Here is a 17827-nt window from a genome sequence, read left to right as displayed (position 1 = left end):
GGACTTTCGGAATCGACGCCAAGTTCATGATTTAACGCAGTTTTTCTTTCCCGCCTGTCCGTCCTGCATGGATTGTCCAGGTAAAACAAATACCTTGATAATCATACAGCCGCATGCCGTCCGCAGGTTGTGCCGGGCCCCTGGGCGATGGGTGCCCTGGGCAGGCCACGGCGTCGCGGTACGCTCGCACCCCGATGAACCTGATCGAGGCCTATCGCTACCTGGCTGCGCTGGCGCAGCACCGGCACTTCGGCCGTGCGGCCACCGCCTGCCACATCACGCAGCCGGCGCTGTCGAATGCGCTGCGGGCGCTGGAGGCGCACCTGGGCGTGGCCATCGTTCGGCGCAGCCGCCAGTACGAGGGGCTGACGCCCGAAGGCGAGCAGGTGCTGGCCACCGCCCACCGCGTGCTGCGCGAGCAGGAGGCGCTGCGCCAGCAACTGGCCGGCAGCGCCGAGCAACCGCGCGGACGGCTGCTGATCGGCGCGGTGCCCACGGCCGTGCCGGTGGCCGCGCGCTTCGCCGCACGGCTGCAGGCGCGCCACTCGGGCGTGCAGCCGCAGGTGCGGTCGATGGCCTCGCAGGAGATCGAGACCGGACTGGACGCGCTGGCGCTCGACCTGGGCCTGGGCTATGCCGAGCGCGCGGGCCGCGGCACCGCACCGCAGGTCTGGCCGCAGTACCTGGAGCAGTACTACGTGCTGACCCACGGGCCCGCCGCGTCACCCAACCCGACGACCGATCTGGCGGCCGGTCTGGCGGCCGATTTGGCGGCGCCAGAACCCGCGGGCCAGCGCCTGCCGCCGATGACCTGGGCCGACGCCGCCACGCGGCCGCTGGCGCTGCTGTCGGCCGAGATGCACAACCGCGTGCTGATCGACGCGCAGTTCCGGCGCCTGGGTCTGGCGGTGCAGCCGGTGCTGGAGACCAATTCGGTCAGCGCGCTGCTGGCCGCGGTGCAGACCGGCCAGCTGGCCGCCGTGCTGCCCGGCGCGGTGGTGGCCACCGTGGCGGGTCAGCCGGGGTGGTGCGCGCGGCCGCTGGGCGAGCCCGAGCTGCGCACGCCGATCGCCTTCATGGCGGCTGCGGGCGCACGCCGCTCCCAGGCCCTGGAGGCCGCGCTGCGCCTGGCCGCCGACGCCGAATGGCTGGCCGAGGTGGCGCGGCACAGCGGGCAGCTGGGTCAGGGCTGAGGGGCCGCTGCCAGGGCCTGCCCGTCATCAGCCGATTGAATCGCCCGGTTCGGCGATTCCATTGGACAGCGGGCCCGCGCATGACCATCATGCCCCGCGGCGCATGAGGGCTTTCGGCCCTGGTGCGGCCACACGCCCGACCGACGCCACGCCCCGCCTCGCCCATGACAGAACCGCATCACGAGCCCGTGCCGAGCCCGGCGCAGCAGCAGGCGCTGGCCCAGGCCATCGCCCGCCACGCCCAACGCCCCGGCGCCCTGCTGCCGCTGCTGCACGATGTGCAGGCCGCGCTCGGCCATGTGCCGCCGGCCCTGGTGCCGGGCATCGCCCAGGCGGTGAACCGCTCGCGCGCCGAGGTGCATGGCGTGATCAGCTACTACCACCACTTCCGCAGCACGCCGGCCGGGCGCCATGTGGTGCAGGTGTGCCGCGCCGAGGCCTGCCAGGCCAATGGCAGCGAGGCGCTGGCCCAGGCGGCCGAGGCGTTGCTGGGCTGCGCCATGCACGGCACGCGTGCCGACGGTGCCGTGACGCTGGAGCCGGTGTACTGCCTGGGCCTGTGCGCCACCGGCCCGGCGGTGCAGATCGATGACCGGCTGCATGCACGCATGACACCCGAGCGGCTGGCGCAGCGCCTGCAGGCGCTGGGCGTGGCCGTGACGGCAGGGGAGGGTGCATGAGCCCGGTGACGACGATCTGGGTGCCTCGCGACTCGGCCGCGCTGGCCGCTGGCGCCGACGAGGTGGCCGCGGCCCTGGCCACCGAGGCAGCCCGCCGCGGCCTGGCCATCGACCTGAAGCGCAACGGCTCGCGCGGCCTGCTGTGGCTGGAGCCGCTGATCGAGGTGGCCACGCCGCAGGGCCGCATCGCCTACGGGCCGGTGATGGCCGAGGATGTGCCGGGCCTGCTCGATGCCGGCCTGCTGCGGGGCGACGCGCATGCGCTGCGCCACGGCGTGTCCGAACAGATGCCGTATCTGGCGCTGCAGGAGCGCCTGACCTTCCGCCGCGTGGGCCTCACCGACCCGCTGAGCCTGGACGACTACGCCGCGCACGAGGGGTGGGCCGGCCTGAAGGCGGCCGTGGCGCTGGACAGCGCGGCGCTGCTGCACGAGGTCACGCACTCGGGCCTGCGCGGGCGCGGCGGCGCGGCCTTTCCGGCCGGCATCAAGTGGCGCACGGTGGCGCATGCGCAAGCCGTGCAGAAGTACATCGTCTGCAATGCCGACGAGGGCGACTCGGGTACCTTCAGCGACCGCATGCTGATGGAGGGCGACCCGTACCAGCTGATCGAAGGCATGGCGATTGCCGCGCTGGCCGTGGGCGCCACGCAGGGCTTCATCTACATCCGCAGCGAATACCCGCACGCGCTGGCGACGATGGACGAGGCCATTGCCCGCGCCACCGCGGCCGGCTGGCTGGGTGACAGCGTGGCCGGCAGCGGCCGCGCCTTCCATCTGGAGACACGCCAGGCCGCCGGCTCCTACGTCTGCGGCGAAGAAACCGCGATGCTGGAGAGCATCGAAGGCAAGCGTGGCATCGTGCGCGCCAAGCCGCCTCTGCCGGCGCTGCAAGGCCTGTTCGGCCAGCCCACCGTGATCAACAACGTGATCACCTTCGCCAGCGTGCCGGTGATCCTGGCGCGCGGCGCGCAGTACTACCGTGACTACGGGGTGGGCCGCTCGCATGGCACGCTGCCCTTCCAGCTGGCTGGCAATGTGAAGCACGGCGGCCTGGTGGAGAAGGCCTTCGGCCTGACGCTGCGCGAGCTGGTCTACGGTTTTGGCGGCGGCACGCGCAGCGGCCGGCCGATCAAGGCCATCCAGGTGGGCGGCCCGCTGGGCGCCTATGTGCCCGAGCACCAATGGGACGTGCCGCTGGACTACGAGGCCTACACGGCCATCGGCGCGGTGCTGGGCCATGGCGGCATCGTGGTGCACGACGACACGGCCGATCTGGCCAGGCTGGCGCGCTACGCGATGGACTTCTGCGCCATCGAGAGCTGCGGCAAGTGCACACCCTGCCGCATCGGCAGCACGCGCGGCGTGGAGGTGATCGACCGCATCACCCGCAGCCAGGGCGTGCAGCGCGCGCAGCAGGTGGAACTGTTGCGCGACCTGTGCGACACCATGCTGCAGGGCAGCCTGTGCGCCATGGGCGGCATGACGCCGTACCCGGTGCTGTCGGCGCTGAACCACTATCCGCAGGACTTCGGCCTGGCGCGCGATGGCGCGCCGGCCGCGGCCACGCCATCGGCGGCCTGACCGAACGAGGCAGAGGAACACCATGCTGCACCACCACGCCCCCGAGATCGACCACGGCACGCCGGCGCGCGAATCTGCCGAGACCGTCAGCCTGCAGATCGATGGCCACACCGTCAGCGTGCCGCGCGGCACCTCGCTGATGCGCGCCGCGGTCGAGGCCGGCATCCAGGTGCCCAAGCTGTGCGCCACCGACAGCCTGGAACCCTTTGGCTCCTGCCGGCTGTGCCTGGTGGAGATCGACGGCCGCAAGGGCACGCCGGCCAGCTGCACCACGCCGTGCGAGCCCGGCATGGTGGTGCGCACGCAGACGCCCACGCTGCAGCGCCTGCGCCGCAACGTGATGGAGCTCTACATCAGCGACCACCCGCTGGACTGCCTGACCTGCAGCGCCAATGGCGACTGCGAGCTGCAGACCCAGGCCGGCGTGGTGGGCCTGCGCAACGTGCGCTACGGCAATGCCGGCCAGGCCGTGGCCGGTGTGACGGGTGCAAATCACTGCGCCGACGCCAAGGACGAATCGAACCCCTATTTCACGTACGACGCGTCCAAGTGCATCGTCTGCAACCGCTGCGTGCGTGCCTGCGAGGAAGTGCAGGGCACGTTTGCGCTGACCAACTCGGGCCGCGGCTTCGACAGCCGCGTCACGGCAGGGCAGGGCGGCAGCTTCATGCAGAGCGACTGCGTCAGCTGCGGCGCCTGCGTGCAGGCCTGCCCCACGGCCACGCTGCAGGAAAAGAGCGTCATCGAGCTCGGCCAGCCCGAGCACAGCGTGGTCACCACCTGCGCCTACTGCGGCGTGGGCTGCGGCTTCAAGGCGGAGATGAAAGGGACGACGGTCGTTCGCATGACGCCGTGGAAGGACGGCAAGGCCAACGAAGGTCACTCTTGCGTCAAGGGCCGCTTCGCCTGGGGCTATGCCACGCACAAGGACCGCATCACCAAGCCCATGATCCGCGCCAAGATCACCGACCCCTGGCGCGAGGTGAGCTGGGACGAGGCGATCGGTCACGCTGCGGCGGAGTTCAAGCGCATCCAGGCGAAGCACGGCAAGGATTCGGTGGGCGGCATCACCAGCAGCCGCTGCACCAACGAAGAGGTGTACCTGGTGCAGAAGCTGATCCGCGCAGCCTTCGGCACCAACAACGTGGACACCTGCGCCCGCGTCTGCCATTCGCCCACCGGCTACGGCATGGGCCAGACCTTCGGCACCTCGGCCGGCACGCAGACCTTCAAGAGCGTGGCGCAGGCCGACGTGATCGTGGTCATCGGCGCCAACCCCAGCGATGCGCACCCGGTGTTCGCGTCGCGCATGAAGCGGCGTCTGCGTGGTTCAGCTGAGCATCCTGGGGCGCGCCTGGTCGTCATCGACCCGCGCCGCATCGACCTGGTGGATGCGCCACATGTGCGCGCCGACCACCACCTGGCGCTCAAGCCCGGCACCAATGTGGCGGTGATCACGGCCATGGCGCATGTGGTGGTCACCGAAGGCCTGGTCAACGAGGCCTATGTGGCCGAGCGCTGCGACAGCAAGAGCTTCAACGACTGGCGCGCCTTCGTCGCCCGGCCCGAGAACTCGCCCGAGGCGTTCGAGGCCACGACAGGCGTGCCGGCGGCCGAGATCCGCGCTGCCGCGCGCCTGTATGCGCAGGGCCCCAACTCGGCCATCTACTACGGCCTGGGCGTCACCGAGCATGCGCAGGGCAGCACCATGGTCATCGGCATCGCCAACCTGGCCATGGCCTGCGGCATGGTGGGGCGCGATGGCGTGGGTGTGAACCCGCTGCGCGGCCAGAACAATGTGCAGGGCAGCTGCGACATGGGCAGCTTTCCGCACGAACTGCCGGGCTACCGCCACATCAGCGACACCACGGTGCGCAGCCAGTTCGAAGCCGCCTGGGGCGTCACGCTGGACCCCGAGCCGGGCCTGCGCATTCCCAACATGTTCGACGCCGCGCTGTCGGGCAGCTTCAAGGGCCTGTATTGCCAGGGCGAGGACATCGCGCAGAGCGATCCCAACACCCAGCATGTGCAGGCGGCGCTGGAGGCGATGGAATGCATCGTCGTCCAGGACATCTTCCTGAACGAGACCGCCAAGTACGCCCATGTGCTGCTGCCGGGCAGTAGCTTCCTGGAAAAGGACGGTACCTTCACCAATGCCGAGCGGCGCATCAGCCGCGTGCGCCAGGTGATGCCGCCGCTGGCCGGCCTGGCTGACTGGCAGGTCACGCAAAAGCTCAGCACCGCACTCGGCTACCCGATGCACTACGAGCATCCGGAACAGATCATGGCCGAGATCGCCGCGCTGACGCCCAGCTTCGCCGGCGTGAGCTACGCCAAGATCGAGCGCCTGGGCAGCGTGCAGTGGCCGTGCAATGAGAGCACGGACGAAGCCGGCACCGCCATCATGCACCGCGAGCGCTTCGTGCGCGGCAAGGGCCGCTTCTTCAACACCCAGTACGTGCCCAGCGACGAGAAGGTGACGCAGCGTTACCCGCTGCTGCTGACCACCGGCCGATGCTTAAGCCAGTACAACGTGGGCGCGCAGACGCGGCGCACGCCCAACAACCAGTGGCACGACGAGGACCGGCTGGACATCCACCCGCACGACGCCGAGGCGCGCGGCATCGCCGATGGCGACTGGGTGGGCATCAGCAGCCGTGCCGGCCAGACCGTGCAGCGCGCGCGTGTGACCGAGCGCATGCAGCCCGGCGTGGTGTGGACCACCTTCCACTTCCCCGAGAGCGGCGCCAACGTCATCACCACCGACAGCTCCGATTGGGCCACCAACTGCCCCGAGTACAAGGTGACGGCGGTGCAGGTGAGCAAGGTGATGCAGCCGTCGGCCTGGCAGACGGAGTACGCGGACTTCAACCGCACGCAGCTGTCGCTGGCTGAGCAGGCGCACCACCCGGCGGCCAAGGGCGGCGCACATCACCCGGTGACCGCCAAGTGAAGCCCATGGACGCCCCGCTGCCGCCCGCCGGTGCCCGCCTGGCCCAGGTGGTGGCCCGGCGCGACGGCGCCGCCGCGCCGCAGGCCGATGCGCTGGCCGAGGAGCTGCCGGTGGCCCTGGTGTTCAACGGCATCACGCATGCGGTGATGCTGGCCACGCCGATGGACCTGGCCGACTTCGCCCTCGGCTTCGGCCTCACCGAAGGCCTGCTGGACCATGCCGGCGAGTTGTACGGCGTGGACGAGGTGCGCGTGGCCGATGGCATCGAGCTGCGGCTGGACGTGGCTGCCGCCTGCGAATGGCGGCTGAAGGAGCGCCGTCGCACGCTGGCCGGCCGCACCGGCTGCGGCCTGTGCGGCACCGACAGCCTGGCCCAGGTGCGCCAGGTGCTGCCCATGCTGCCGGCCGTGGCCTTCGACCCCGCCGCCTTCGGCCGCGCGCAGCGTGATCTGCGCCAGTGGCAGGTGCTGCAGCACAGCACCGGCGCCACCCATGCCGCGGCCTGGTGTGCGACCGATGGCACGGTGCGCGTGGTGCGCGAGGACGTGGGCCGCCACAACGCGCTGGACAAGCTGGTGGGCGCGCTGCAGCGCGGGCCGCAGGCGGTGCCGGCGCAAGAGCGGGCGCAGGGCTTCCTCTGCATCACCAGCCGCGCCAGTTTCGAGATGGTGCAGAAGACCGCGCGCGCCGGTGTAGCGGCGCTGGCCGCCGTGTCGGCGCCCACCGCGCTGGCCGTGGACACCGCGCGCGGCTGCGGCCTGCTGCTGGCCGGCTTTGTGCGCGGCGACGACCTGGTGGCCTACAGTTTCAGCGAGCGCCTGGGCCTGCCCGCCCTGGGCCCGACCACCCCCGACCTTTGACGCCGAGACACGCGATGGACCTGGATAACCTGGTGCTGATGGCCAACCGCATCGGCCAGTTCTTCGAAGCCATGCCCGACCGGCAGGAAGCCATCGACGGCATCAGCGGTCACATCCGCAAGTTCTGGGAGCCGCGCATGCGGCATGAACTGCGCGATGCCATCGCCAGCGGCCGGGCCGAAGGCCTGCGGCCGCTGGTGGCCGAGGCGCTGGCGGCCAAGCCGGAGGTGCTGGCGTGAACTGACGTGCGCCACGCGGGCCAGCGCCGGGCCGCCCCAAGCAGGCCCGCGCCACCCGCCCGGCGGGTGGCCTGGCGTACCCGCCAGGCCGGGTGCCTCATTCCCCCTTGAAGACCGGCTTGCGCTTTTCCAGGAACGCGGCGCCGCCCTCGGCGGCATCGGCGCTGTCGCCGGCCACATGCTGGTGGGCGGCTTCCATCTGCAGCGTCTCGGCATAGGTCTGCTGCAGCGAGCGCGCCACGCCCTTGCGGATCAGGCCGAGCGCCAGCGTGGGGGCGTTGGCCAGGCGCTGGGCCAGCGCGGCCACCTGGCCCTGGAATTCGGCATCGTCCACGGCCTTGTAGATCAGGCCCCAGCTTTCGGCCTGCTCGGCCGGGATGCGCTCGCCCAGCATCATCATCTGCATGGCGCGGGCCTTGCCCACCAGGCGCGGCAGCATCCAGGTGGCGCCGCCATCGGGCACCAGGCCGATGTTGACGAAGGCCTCGAGGAAGTACGCCGCCTTGGCCGCGACGACGAAGTCACCGGCCAGCGCCAGCGAGGCGCCAATGCCGGCCGCCACGCCGTTGACGGCGCAGATCACCGGCATCGGCAGCTCGGCCAGCGCCAGCATCGTGGGGCCGTACTGCTCGGTCAGGGCCTTGAAGGCGCCGGCGCCGCGGGTCAGGTTGCCGGCCAGTGCGCGGCCCTGCAGGTCGGCGCCGCTGCAGAAGGCGCGGCCTTCGCCGGTGATCACCAGCACGCGGGCGCCGCTGCCGGGCAGCCACTGCAGTGCGGTGCGGATCTCGCCGAACATCTGCGGCGGCGCGGCATTCAGGCGCTCGGGGCGGTTCAGCGTGAGGGTGGCCACCGCGCCGTCGACGGCAAGGCGGATGGTCTCGAAGCTGGGCTGGGTGCTCATCGCGGGTCTCCTGGGCGGCGCGCGGCCGCGGGGTGTCGGTGGAATGCGTTCAGGGGCGCTGCGGCCACGGCCGGCCAGGGTAAGTGTGCCCTCGCGGCGCGGCTGTCACGCGAAGGACGCCGGTGTGCGGTGCGGCATCAGCTGCGCGCCTCGTCGAGTGCGGGCCCGAGCCGGCGCACCAGCGCGCCACGCTGTCGCCACTCGGCCTGTACCCGCGCGGTGAAGGCGGCGCGGCCCAGTTGCAGCGGCAGGTTGTCGGCGGCGATCAGGCGCTGGCGCCAGGCCTCGTCGGCGGTGGTGGCGGCCAGGGCCTGGTGCAGGGCGTCGAGCAGCGGTGCCGGCGTGCCGCCGGGCGCAAACAGGCCGAAGGTGGAGCCCAGGTTGGCCTCGGGGTAGCCGGCCTGGGCCAGCGTGGGCACGCCGGGCAGGCTGGGCAGCGGGCTGTCCGCGCCCACGGCCAGGGCCTTCAGCCGGCCCTGGCGCACCAGGGCCAGCTGGGCCGCCGCCACGTTGCTGGACAACAGCTCGAACTGGCCGCCCAGCGCATCGCTGATCTGCTGGCCGCCGCCCTTGTAGGGCACGTGCACGATGGGCGCGCCGCTGGCCAGGCGCACGGCCTCCAGCGCCAGGTGGCCGCTGGTGGCCAGGCCCGAGCTGGCCCAGCGCAGCGGCCCCGGCAGGCGCAGGGCCTCGGCCAGCGTGGCGGCGCGCAGCGCGGGCGTGCCCACCACCAGCAGCGGCACCGCCATCACCGCGAACAGCGGCTGGATGTCGCGCAACGGGTCGTAGCGCAGCCGGCCCAGGTGCGGCGAGACGGTGAGCGGGCTGGTGGCGCTGAACACCAGCGCCTGGCCATCGGGCTCGGCATGGGCCAGCCAGTCCATCGCCAGCGCGCCGCCGGCGCCGGGCAGGTGGTCCACCAGCACCGGCACGCCCAGGCGCGGCGCCAGCCGGGCGGCCAGCGCGCGCAGCACCTCGTCGCTGACGCCGCCCGCCGGGTAGGCCGAGCGCAGGCGCAGCGGGCGCTGCGGCCAGGCTGCGGCGTTGCTGGCAGCTGCAGTGAGGCCGGGTGTGGCAGGGCCGGGCGAGGTGGTGACCGCAAGCGCAGGGGCTGTCCGCGCGCCGATGAGGCCGCCCAGCGCCAGGCCCAGCGCGCGGCGCCGCGTGGGCCGCCGTTTGGCGCTTTCCGCAGGTGGTGAGAGGACGCTCACGTTGTCGCCCAGGCCTGCGCCGTCTCGCAGGCGCTGCGGCAAAAGCGCTGCAGCAGTGGCGAGGCCTCGGCCGGCCGGTGCACCAGGGTCAGCGGGGCGTCCAGCGGCTGGTCGGGTGGCAGCGCGCGGTAGGCCACCGATTCGGTGTGCACGCCGGTCATCGAGGCCGGCACCACCGACAGGCCCTCGCCGGCGGCCACCAGGTTCAGGTTGGTGAGCATGCGCTCGACCTCGGCCACCACCTGCACCGTGATGTCGCGCTGCTCCAGCTGGCGCAGCAGGTTGGCATACAGGCCCGGTGCGCCGGGGCGGCGGGCCAGGATCAGGCGCTCGCCGGCCAGCGCCTCCAGCGGCACGGGCTGTCCGCGGCCGTAGCGGCGGGCCAGCGCATGGTCGATCGGCAGGGCCAGCATGGCCGGCTCGGTGAGCAGGGTGTCGAACTGCAGGCCGGGCGGCGTGGCCACCGGCACGCGCAGAAAGGCCGCATGCAGGCTGCCGGCCGCCAGGCGCTCGGTGAGCTCGGCGGCGGTGGCCTCGCTCAGGCGCAGCTGCACCTGCGGGTGGGCGCGGCGCCAGTCGCGCAGCAGCGTGGGCGTGAAGGCATGGGCCGCGGCCGAGCTGGTCAGGCCCAGGTCCAGCACGCCGGCGGTGCCGGCGGCCACGCGCTGCATGTCGTCCATCAGCTGCCCGTGCAGGGCCAGCACGCGGCGCGCGCGCGGCAGCAGCTCGCGGCCGGCATCGGTGAGGGCCACGCCGCGCGGATGGCGCAGGAACAGCGCCGTGCCCAGCGCGCCCTCGATGGCGCGGATCTGCTGGCTCAGCGGCGGCTGCTGCAGGCCCAGCGTGGCGGCGGCGCGGGTCATGTGGCCGGCCTCGGCCACGGCGACGAAGTAGCGCAGCTGGCGCAGATCCATATGGTGAACGTATTGATTCCGGTGTTGGATGGTATTTGACGCTATGACGACGGCTGGCCACCATCCGCAGATGCCCTCGACACCGCGTGTTCCCCGTCCCTGTCTCCCCCGTTGGATCGGCGCTGGCCTGGCGCTGGCCGCCCTGGCCTGGCTGAGCGCCTGCAGCACCCCGGCGCCGAATGTCGCGTCCAGCGCGGTGGCGGCAGCTGCCGCCACCGAGCCGGCGCTGCAGCCCACCGCCTGCCCGGCCGAACTGCCGGCCGGCACGCGCTGCCTGGCCGGGCGCGACAGCGCCGGCGCCCATGTGCTGGCCGCCGTGCCGCCGGCCTGGAGCGGCGTGTTGGTGGTGCATGCACACGGCGGGCCGCTGCTGGGCGCGCCGCGGGCCGACCGCACGCTGGAGGACCTGCAGCGCTGGGCCATCGTGGTGAAGGCCGGCCATGCCTGGGTGGGCAGCAGCTACGCCCAGGGCGGGGTGCAGGTGCGCGCCGCGGGCGACGACACCGAGCGCGCGCGCCGCATCTTCGTGGCCCAGGTGGCGCAGCCGCAGCGCACCGTGCTGCACGGCCAGAGCTGGGGCGCCAGCGTGGCCGCCAAGCTGGCCGAGCGCGCCGGCGCCCGCTACGACGCCGTGCTGCTCACCAGCGGTGTGCTGGCCGGCGGCACGCGCAGCTACGACTTCCGGCTCGACCTGCGCGTGGTCTACCAGCAGCTGTGCGCCAACCACCCACGCCCCGACGAGCCGGCCTACCCGCTGTGGATGGGCCTGCCGGCCGGCAGCACGATGACCGCCGCCGACCTGGCCGCGCGCGCCCGCAACTGCCTGGGGCTGGGCCTGCCGGCGGCGCAGCGCACGCCCGAGCAGGCCCAGCGGCTGAAGACCCTGGTGGACGTGATCCGCATCCCCGAGCGCAGCGTGCTGGGCCACCTGAACTGGGCCACCTTCCACTTTGCCGACATCGCGCACCAGCGCAGCGGCGACCGCCCGGTGTTCGGCAACGAGGGCGTGCGCTACAGCGGCTCGGCCGACGACGCGGCGCTGAACGCCGGCGTGCTGCGCTACCGCGCCGACCCCGCGGCCGTGCGCACCTTCGCCGACGACACCGACCCCACCGGCGCCATCGACCGCCCGGTGATCACCGTGCATGCGCGCCAGGACCCGGTGGCCTTTGTCGAGCTGTCGGGCGAGTTCGGCCGCACGATGGCGCGCGCCGGCCGTGCCGACCGGCTGCTGCAGGTCTACACCGACCATGCCGAGCACAGCTACCTGGCCGACCCGGTCTACCCCGCCTTGCTCGAGGCGCTGCTGGACTGGGCCGCCACCGGTCAGCGCCCCCGCGAGGCCGCCCTGGCCGCACGCTGCGAGGCCCTGCGCAGCCGCTTTGCCGGCGACTGCCGCTGGCTGCCCGGCTGGCAGCCGCCGCCCTTGAGCCAGCGCGTGCCGCCGCGCTGATGCGCTGACACGCGATGGCCGCAGCGACCACACCAACCACAACCACAGCCCGAAGGAGACAACGATGCACCCGATCCACCCCGTACGCGCCCGCAGCCCGCTGCGCCGCTCGCTCACCGCGCTGGCCTGCGCCGCCGCTGTCGGCCTGACCTTGCTGCCCGGCATGGCCCATGCGGCCAGCAGCGAGCCGATCAAGCTGCTGTTCGTCGGCAACAGCTACACCTTCGGCCGCCTGAACCCGGTGCTGACCTACAACGCGGCCAATGTGCACGACCTCACCCAGCCGCAGGGCGCGCTGAACGGCGGGCGCGATCCGGCGCTGGCCTTCACCACCGGTGCGCCGTTCACCAACCTCACCGGCACCAACTCGTACCCGGCGGGCACCATCAACCCGGCTACCGGCGCCGAGTTCACCTCGTACTCGCCGCACAGCCAGACGGTGGCCTGGGGTGGCGTGCCCGGCATCTTCAAGCAGCTGACGGTGCAGGCCGGGCTGAACTACGACGTCTCGCTGTCCACGCGCAATGCCGCCTCGCTGCGCGGACAGTTCCTGAACACCGCCAACAGCAACTGGGACCTGCGCGGCAACATCGGCAGCCAGAAGTGGGACCAGGTGGTGCTGCAGGAGCAGAGCGACGAGGCGCTGTCGCCCAAGACGGTGAACGGCGTGGCGCTGGGCTCCAACAACCCGGCGTTCACGGCCTACGCCAACGTGATCGAGAACTGGGTGCACCAGGGCACCGCGCTCAGCTACACCGAGCGCGGGCTGTACGAGGGCCTGTACGGCAGCGTGGCCAACTGCGTGGCGGCCGGCGGCAGCACCGCGTCATGCAGCAACAGCACCACGCGCAACATCGTCGCCAACGGCAATGCCAATGCCAACGCGCAGATCTGGCTGATGCAGCCCTGGGCGCGGCCCAACATCATCAACGCGCCGGGCACCAACACCATCGACCCGCGCACCGGCAATGCACTCTATGACCTGAACAGCCCGGCCCGCTCGTACTACGACTCGCTGGAGGCCATGACCGCCGACAACACCGCCGCCTACCTGCGCGCCGTGGACGTGGCCGACAACGACGGCAGCGGCGGCTTTGCCGGCATCGCGCCGGTGGGCCAGGCCTTTCTGCGCGCGGTGACCAGCGGCGTGGCCACGCGCGACATGTACGGCGCCTCAGCCGCCACCGACGGCTTGATCGACCTGTGGTTCAACGACGGCACGCACGCCAGCGTGGCGGGCTCGTACCTCAGCGCACTCACGCTGTTCGGCACGCTGACCGGGCAGGATCCGGCGCGCTTCGGCGCGGCCGAGATCGCGGCGCGCGACCTGGGCCTGTCCTCGGCCGAGGCCTTGCTGCTGCAGCGCGTGGCCAGCGACCAGCTGGGCTTCAGCGCGCCGGTGCCCGAGCCCGGCACCGTGGCGCTGTGGTTGCTGGGCCTGGCCGGCGTGGCGGGTGCCGCCCGGCGCCGCGCGGCATGACGGCGTGACGGCATGACGGCGTGACAGCGGGCGCGGCTGTCCGGTAGGGGGCAGCGCGGGGCAGGCGGGCTGCCCACAATCGGCCGATCGTCCTGATCTGTGGACCGACTGCCGGAGTGCCGATGACCCCCACCCCCGTTTCTGCCCCCAACGCGGGCGGCCGCCTGCAAGGCCGCGTGGCCCTGATCACCGGTGCCGGCTCAGGCATCGGCCGCGCCGCGGCGCGGCTGTTTGCCGCCGAAGGCGCGCGCCTGGTGCTGGGCGACAAGACCGAGGCCGTGCACGCCACCGCCCGGCAGGTGATCGACGCCGGCGGCCAGGCCGTGGCGCTGCAGATCGACGCGGGCAACGAAGCCGACGTGATGCGCCTGGTGGCCACCGCGCAAGAGGCCTATGGCCAGCTCGACATCGCGTTCGCCAACGCCGGCATCTCAGGCGGCATGGCCGGCATCTTCGACGCCACGGTGGACCTGTGGACCGAGGTGCTGCGCGTCAACCTGATCGGCCCCTGGCTGATGATCAAGCACGCCGGCAAGGTCATGGCCGATGCCGGCCGTGGCGGCAGCATCATCTGCACGGCCAGCGTGGCCGGCATCCGCTCGGGCGCGGGCGGGCCGGCCTACTCGGCCAGCAAGGCCGGCGTGATCAACCTGGTGACGGTGGGCGCGCAGCAGCTGTGCGAGGCCGGCGTGCGCGTCAACGCCATCTGCCCCGGCCTCACCGAGACCGGCATGACCCAGCCCACCTTCGACTACGCCAAGGACAAGGGCGTCACCCACAAGCTGGGGCGCCTGAACCCGCTGCGCCGCGCGGCCCAGCCCGATGAGCTGGCGAATGCCGCGCTGTTCCTGGCCAGCGATCAGTCCAGCTACGTCAACGGCCAGGCACTGGTGGTGGACGGCGGCCTGTCGAGTTCGCATCCCGTCACACGACAACTGACCGGCCAAACCGCAGTCTGATCCACAGGAGACAAGCACCATGGGCGTTCAGATCACCAAGCCGGGCATCGATCTCGGCATCGTCACCACCAACGGCGAGGCCATGCTGGCTTTCTACCGCGATGTGCTGGGCCTGGAGTTCAAGGCCAGCATCCCGATGCCGGTGGGCGACGGCACCATGCACCGCTTGATGTGCGGCGACACGTTGATCAAGCTGGTGGCCGTGCCCAGCCTGCCGGCCCAGGCCGCGCCGGGCGGCATCCAGGGCGCCTCGGGCTACCGCTACTTCACCATCACGGTCAGCAACCTGGCCGAGATGGTGGCCACCTGCGCCGCCGCCGGCCACAAGGTGGCGATGAAGCCGCGCGAGATCCGGCCGGGCGTGTCAATCGCGATGGTCGAGGACCCGGATGGCAACTGGGTGGAGTTTCTCCAGGTGGGTTGACCCAGCCTCAGCCCGGGTTGCGCTGCTGCAGTTCGTCGAACGACAGCAGCGTGCCGGCGATGGCGCTGGCCGCCACGGTGGCCGGGCTGGCCAGCCACACACCGCCGGGGCCGCTTCGGCCAGGGAAGTTGCGGTTGATCGCGCTCACCGTCACCTGATCGGCGCGCTCCGACGAGCCCGGCCCGCAGTTGGCGCAGGCGCCGCAGGCGGGCTGCAGCAACTCGGCGCCCACGGCCTCGAACACCGGCAGCCAGCCTTGGGCGGCGCACCAGTCACGCACGTCGGCGGTGCCGAACTGCAGGTACAGCCGCGTGCCGTCGGGTACGCGCAGGCCGCGGGCAGCGGCCCAGGCCAGCACGGCGTGGTACTGCGCGAAATCCTCGCGTTTGCCGGCGGTGCACGAGCCACCATAGCCGATGTCCACGTGCGGCCGTTCGGTCATCGGCAGGTCGGCCAGCGGCACGCCGCGGCCCGGATCACCCGGCCGGGCCACCACCGCTGACAAGGCCGCGGCATCCACGGTGATCACCTCGGCATAGCGCGCGCCGGGGTCGCTGGCCATCCACGGCTCGATGTGGAAGTCCACGCCGCGCCGTTCACGCAGAAAGCGCTGCGTCTCGGCGTCGGGCTCGACGATGCCGGTGAAGCCGCCCAGTTCGGCCGTCATGTTGGTCAGCGTGGCGCGCTCGTCGATCGACAAGGCGCGCACGCCCGGCCCGCCAAACTCGAACACCCGGCCCACGCCAGCCCCGGCACGCAGCGCGGGCAGGGCCAGCAGGTGCAGCACCAGGTCCTTGGCGCTCACGCCGGCGGGCAGCGGCGCATCCACCTCGATGCGCAGCACCTCAGGGCTGGCGGCAAAGCGCACCGCGCCGGTGGCGAAGGCATTGGCCATGTCGGTGCTGCCCACGCCGAAGGCCACGCAACCCAGCGCGCCGCTGTGCGGCGTGTGCGAGTCGGTGCCCACGATCAGCTGGCCGGGCAGGGCGTAGCGCTCGGCCACCATGGCGTGCGAGATGCCTTGCGAGCCGCCGTCGGCGTCCGCGGCCTGCTGGTCGGGCCCCAGCGGGCCGTGGTCCACCAGGCCGTGCCGGGCCACGAAATCACGGTGCGCGCGCTGCAGCCGCCGCACGCCACCCACCAGGCCCTGGCCCAGGTGCAGCGGGCTGCGGTGCACATAGCTCAGGTGGTCTTCGAAGCAGACGATACGGGACGCGTCGTGCAGCCGGTAGGCTTCACCGAACTGCCCGGCCAGCAGGTGGTGGCACATGCCGGTGTAGTACTCGTGGATGAAGCGCAGGTCGGCGCGCACGAAGCCCGGTGTGGCGCGGTGGCGCGCGACGATCTTCTCGAACAGCGTGCGCGGCCGGTCGGCCTCTTCCGGTCCGGGCGCGGGTTGAGCATCGGCATGGCCCAGCCCGTAGGCCAGCAAGCCGCCGGCACGCAGGATGGCCGCGGCCTGCGCATCGCGCCCGGCCAGAAACTGGTCCAGCGTCACCGGCTCGCCGCGTTCCAGCCGCGTCAGCAGGCCCAGGTCGGTGCTGGTGATCAGGCCCAGGTTGTCGGCGTTCTGGCGGTAGATGCGCTCGAAGCTCTCGGCGAACACCAGGCGCACGCCGGCCGACACTTCGGCCAGCGGGCTGTGCTCTCGGGAGCTGCCCTTGCCGTAGCGGCGGCCGCCCACCAGCACCACCGGCGCGGCATCGCGCAGTGCGTTCTTGCCGATGGGCCGCGTGCCGTCGGCGGCGGTGAAGCCGGTGTGGGCGTAACGGCCCAGTTCGGCGTCGAAGTTCACCATCGCGGCCAGCGGCGAGATCTCGTCGGTGGAGATGTCATCGCGCAGCGCACCGGCGCTGGCCAGCGTGAGCTGCGTGCCAGCCAGCTGGGCCTGCAGCGTGGACGCGTCTTTCGTCAGGTAGAGACGGCGGCCGCTGAGCCACGGCGCGGCGTTGGAAGCGGGTTCGGTCACTGCGCCTCGACGCCCGCCTTCTTCACCAGCTGCGCATAGCGGGCCAGTTCAGCGCGGAAGAAGGGCATGGCCTTGTCCGGCGCGCCCACGTTGATCACATTGCCCTGCTTGGCCATGGCCTCCTTGGTGGCCGGGTCGTTGAAGGCGGCCACCACGGCGGCGTGCGCGCGCTGCACCTCGGCGGCGGGCAGGCCTTTGGGGCCGATCACCGCGAACCAGGCCTCCACCACATAGCCCGGCAGGCCTTGCTCGGTCATCGTGGGGATGTTGGGCGCGGCGGCCACGCGCTGGGCCGTGCCCATGCCGATGGCCTTCAGCGCGCCCGAGGCCAGGTGCTGCTGCACGCTGGGCAGGGCCACCACGGCAAAGTCGATCTGGCCGCCGATCAGGTCGGTGACCATCGGACCCACGCCCTTGTACGGGATGTGGCGCGCCGTGGTGTGGCTCTCTTCCAGGAACTGCTGGCCGGCCAGGTGCAGGATGGTGCCGTTGCCGCCCGAGCCATAGGTGAGGTCGCCCTTGCGCTGCAGCAGCAGGGCCACGAACTCCTTGGCATTGGCCGCCGGCACCTTGGCATTGACCACCAGCACCACCGGCGTCGAGCCCACCACGGCGATGGGCGTGAAGTCACCGGGGATGTCGAAGGGCATGCTCTTCAACACGCTGGGAAAGATCACCACGTTGTTGGACACCACGCCCAGCGTGCTGCCATCGGGCGCCGAGCGGGCGATGGCCTGCAGGCCCACGATGCCACCCGCGCCCGGCTGGTTGTCCACCACCACCGGCCGGCCCAGCGCCTTGGCCAGCGCCGGCTGGGCGGCGCGGGTGATGGCGTCCACGCCCGAGCCGGTGGCATTGGGCAGCACGAAGCGGATGGGCTTGGCATCGCTCTGTGCCAGCGCGGTGGCCGGGGCCAGCGCGGCAGCGGCGGCCGACAGCAGGGCCAGGGTGATCGCGCGACGGGTGGCGCGGCGCGTGGTCTTCAGGGTCTGCGTCATGGCGTGTCTC

The 17827-nt window shown here is 72.2% G+C and carries 15 protein-coding genes; 10 read left to right on the top strand and 5 right to left on the bottom strand.

Going from position 1 to position 17827, the window contains the following annotated elements; genetic code table 11:
* Nucleotides 1–194 precede the first annotated feature (194 nt).
* The 6 genes from AACH10_RS13275 (at nucleotide 195) to AACH10_RS13250 (ending at nucleotide 7508) form a co-directional block, all read left to right on the top strand.
* Nucleotides 195–1193 (top strand): LysR substrate-binding domain-containing protein, encoded by a 999-nt coding sequence (locus AACH10_RS13275; protein ID WP_341410905.1) that lies wholly within the window; start codon nucleotides 195–197, stop codon nucleotides 1191–1193.
* A gap of 164 nt (nucleotides 1194–1357) precedes the next feature.
* Complete coding sequence (locus tag AACH10_RS13270; RefSeq protein ID WP_341410904.1) at nucleotides 1358–1873, top strand: formate dehydrogenase subunit gamma; 516 nt, start codon at nucleotides 1358–1360, stop codon at nucleotides 1871–1873.
* Nucleotides 1870–3456 (top strand): formate dehydrogenase beta subunit, encoded by a 1587-nt coding sequence (locus AACH10_RS13265; protein WP_341410903.1) that lies wholly within the window; start codon nucleotides 1870–1872, stop codon nucleotides 3454–3456. Before AACH10_RS13270 ends, AACH10_RS13265 begins: the two co-directional genes overlap by 4 nt.
* A 22-nt stretch (nucleotides 3457–3478) precedes the next feature.
* A complete protein-coding gene (fdhF, locus tag AACH10_RS13260) occupies nucleotides 3479–6409 on the top strand; it encodes a formate dehydrogenase subunit alpha (RefSeq protein WP_341410902.1) in 2931 nt (976 codons plus the stop codon).
* Nucleotides 6410–6414: 5 nt separating this feature from the next.
* Nucleotides 6415–7269: a formate dehydrogenase accessory sulfurtransferase FdhD gene (fdhD, locus tag AACH10_RS13255; protein ID WP_423228599.1), complete on the top strand. Its 855-nt coding sequence runs from the start codon at nucleotides 6415–6417 to the stop codon at nucleotides 7267–7269.
* A 14-nt stretch (nucleotides 7270–7283) separates the two neighbouring features.
* Nucleotides 7284–7508 (top strand): formate dehydrogenase subunit delta, encoded by a 225-nt coding sequence (locus AACH10_RS13250; protein ID WP_341410900.1) that lies wholly within the window; start codon nucleotides 7284–7286, stop codon nucleotides 7506–7508.
* Nucleotides 7509–7605: 97 nt separating this feature from the next.
* On the opposite strand, the gene AACH10_RS13245 is transcribed toward AACH10_RS13250, so the two are convergent.
* From AACH10_RS13245 to AACH10_RS13235, 3 genes are all read right to left on the bottom strand, one after another.
* Nucleotides 7606–8409: an enoyl-CoA hydratase-related protein gene (locus AACH10_RS13245; protein ID WP_341410899.1), complete on the bottom strand. Its 804-nt coding sequence runs from the start codon at nucleotides 8407–8409 to the stop codon at nucleotides 7606–7608.
* A gap of 137 nt (nucleotides 8410–8546) precedes the next feature.
* Entirely contained in the window at nucleotides 8547–9620 is a 1074-nt protein-coding gene (locus tag AACH10_RS13240; RefSeq protein WP_341410898.1) for a tripartite tricarboxylate transporter substrate binding protein, read from the bottom strand.
* On the bottom strand, nucleotides 9617–10534 hold the full coding sequence (locus tag AACH10_RS13235; RefSeq protein ID WP_341410897.1) for a LysR substrate-binding domain-containing protein: 918 nt from the start codon (nucleotides 10532–10534) through the stop codon (nucleotides 9617–9619). The genes AACH10_RS13240 and AACH10_RS13235 overlap by 4 nt, the downstream gene beginning before the upstream one ends.
* 196 nt (nucleotides 10535–10730) lie before the next feature.
* Here AACH10_RS13235 and AACH10_RS13230 point away from each other — a divergent pair, with 196 nt between their 5' ends.
* From AACH10_RS13230 to AACH10_RS13215, 4 genes are all read left to right on the top strand, one after another.
* Nucleotides 10731–11987: a hypothetical protein gene (locus AACH10_RS13230; protein ID WP_341410896.1), complete on the top strand. Its 1257-nt coding sequence runs from the start codon at nucleotides 10731–10733 to the stop codon at nucleotides 11985–11987.
* Between the two features lie 64 nt (nucleotides 11988–12051).
* Nucleotides 12052–13467, top strand: a complete 1416-nt coding sequence (locus AACH10_RS13225) for a PEP-CTERM sorting domain-containing protein (protein WP_341410895.1) — start codon at nucleotides 12052–12054, stop codon at nucleotides 13465–13467.
* A 122-nt stretch (nucleotides 13468–13589) separates the two neighbouring features.
* Entirely contained in the window at nucleotides 13590–14426 is an 837-nt protein-coding gene (locus AACH10_RS13220; RefSeq protein WP_341410894.1) for an SDR family NAD(P)-dependent oxidoreductase, read from the top strand.
* A 19-nt stretch (nucleotides 14427–14445) separates the two neighbouring features.
* Nucleotides 14446–14850 carry a VOC family protein gene (locus AACH10_RS13215; protein WP_341410893.1) on the top strand — a complete coding sequence of 135 codons (405 nt, stop codon included), beginning with the start codon at nucleotides 14446–14448 and terminating at the stop codon, nucleotides 14848–14850.
* 7 nt (nucleotides 14851–14857) lie between these two features.
* Here AACH10_RS13215 and AACH10_RS13210 read toward each other — a convergent pair whose 3' ends face one another.
* Both AACH10_RS13210 and AACH10_RS13205 read right to left on the bottom strand, forming a co-directional pair.
* Nucleotides 14858–16819, bottom strand: a complete 1962-nt coding sequence (locus AACH10_RS13210; RefSeq protein ID WP_341410892.1) for an aconitase family protein — start codon at nucleotides 16817–16819, stop codon at nucleotides 14858–14860.
* The gene (locus AACH10_RS13205) at nucleotides 16816–17817 is read right to left on the bottom strand and encodes a Bug family tripartite tricarboxylate transporter substrate binding protein (protein ID WP_341410891.1); all 1002 of its coding nucleotides are present in this window, start codon (nucleotides 17815–17817) and stop codon (nucleotides 16816–16818) included. The genes AACH10_RS13210 and AACH10_RS13205 overlap by 4 nt, the downstream gene beginning before the upstream one ends.
* Nucleotides 17818–17827 lie beyond the last annotated feature (10 nt).

Source organism: Pseudaquabacterium inlustre (assembly GCF_038066595.1).
GTDB lineage: Bacteria > Pseudomonadota > Gammaproteobacteria > Burkholderiales > Burkholderiaceae_C > Pseudaquabacterium > Pseudaquabacterium inlustre.
The sequence above is the reverse complement of the archived record's forward strand: the minus strand, read 5'-3'. Positions and strand labels throughout refer to the sequence as shown.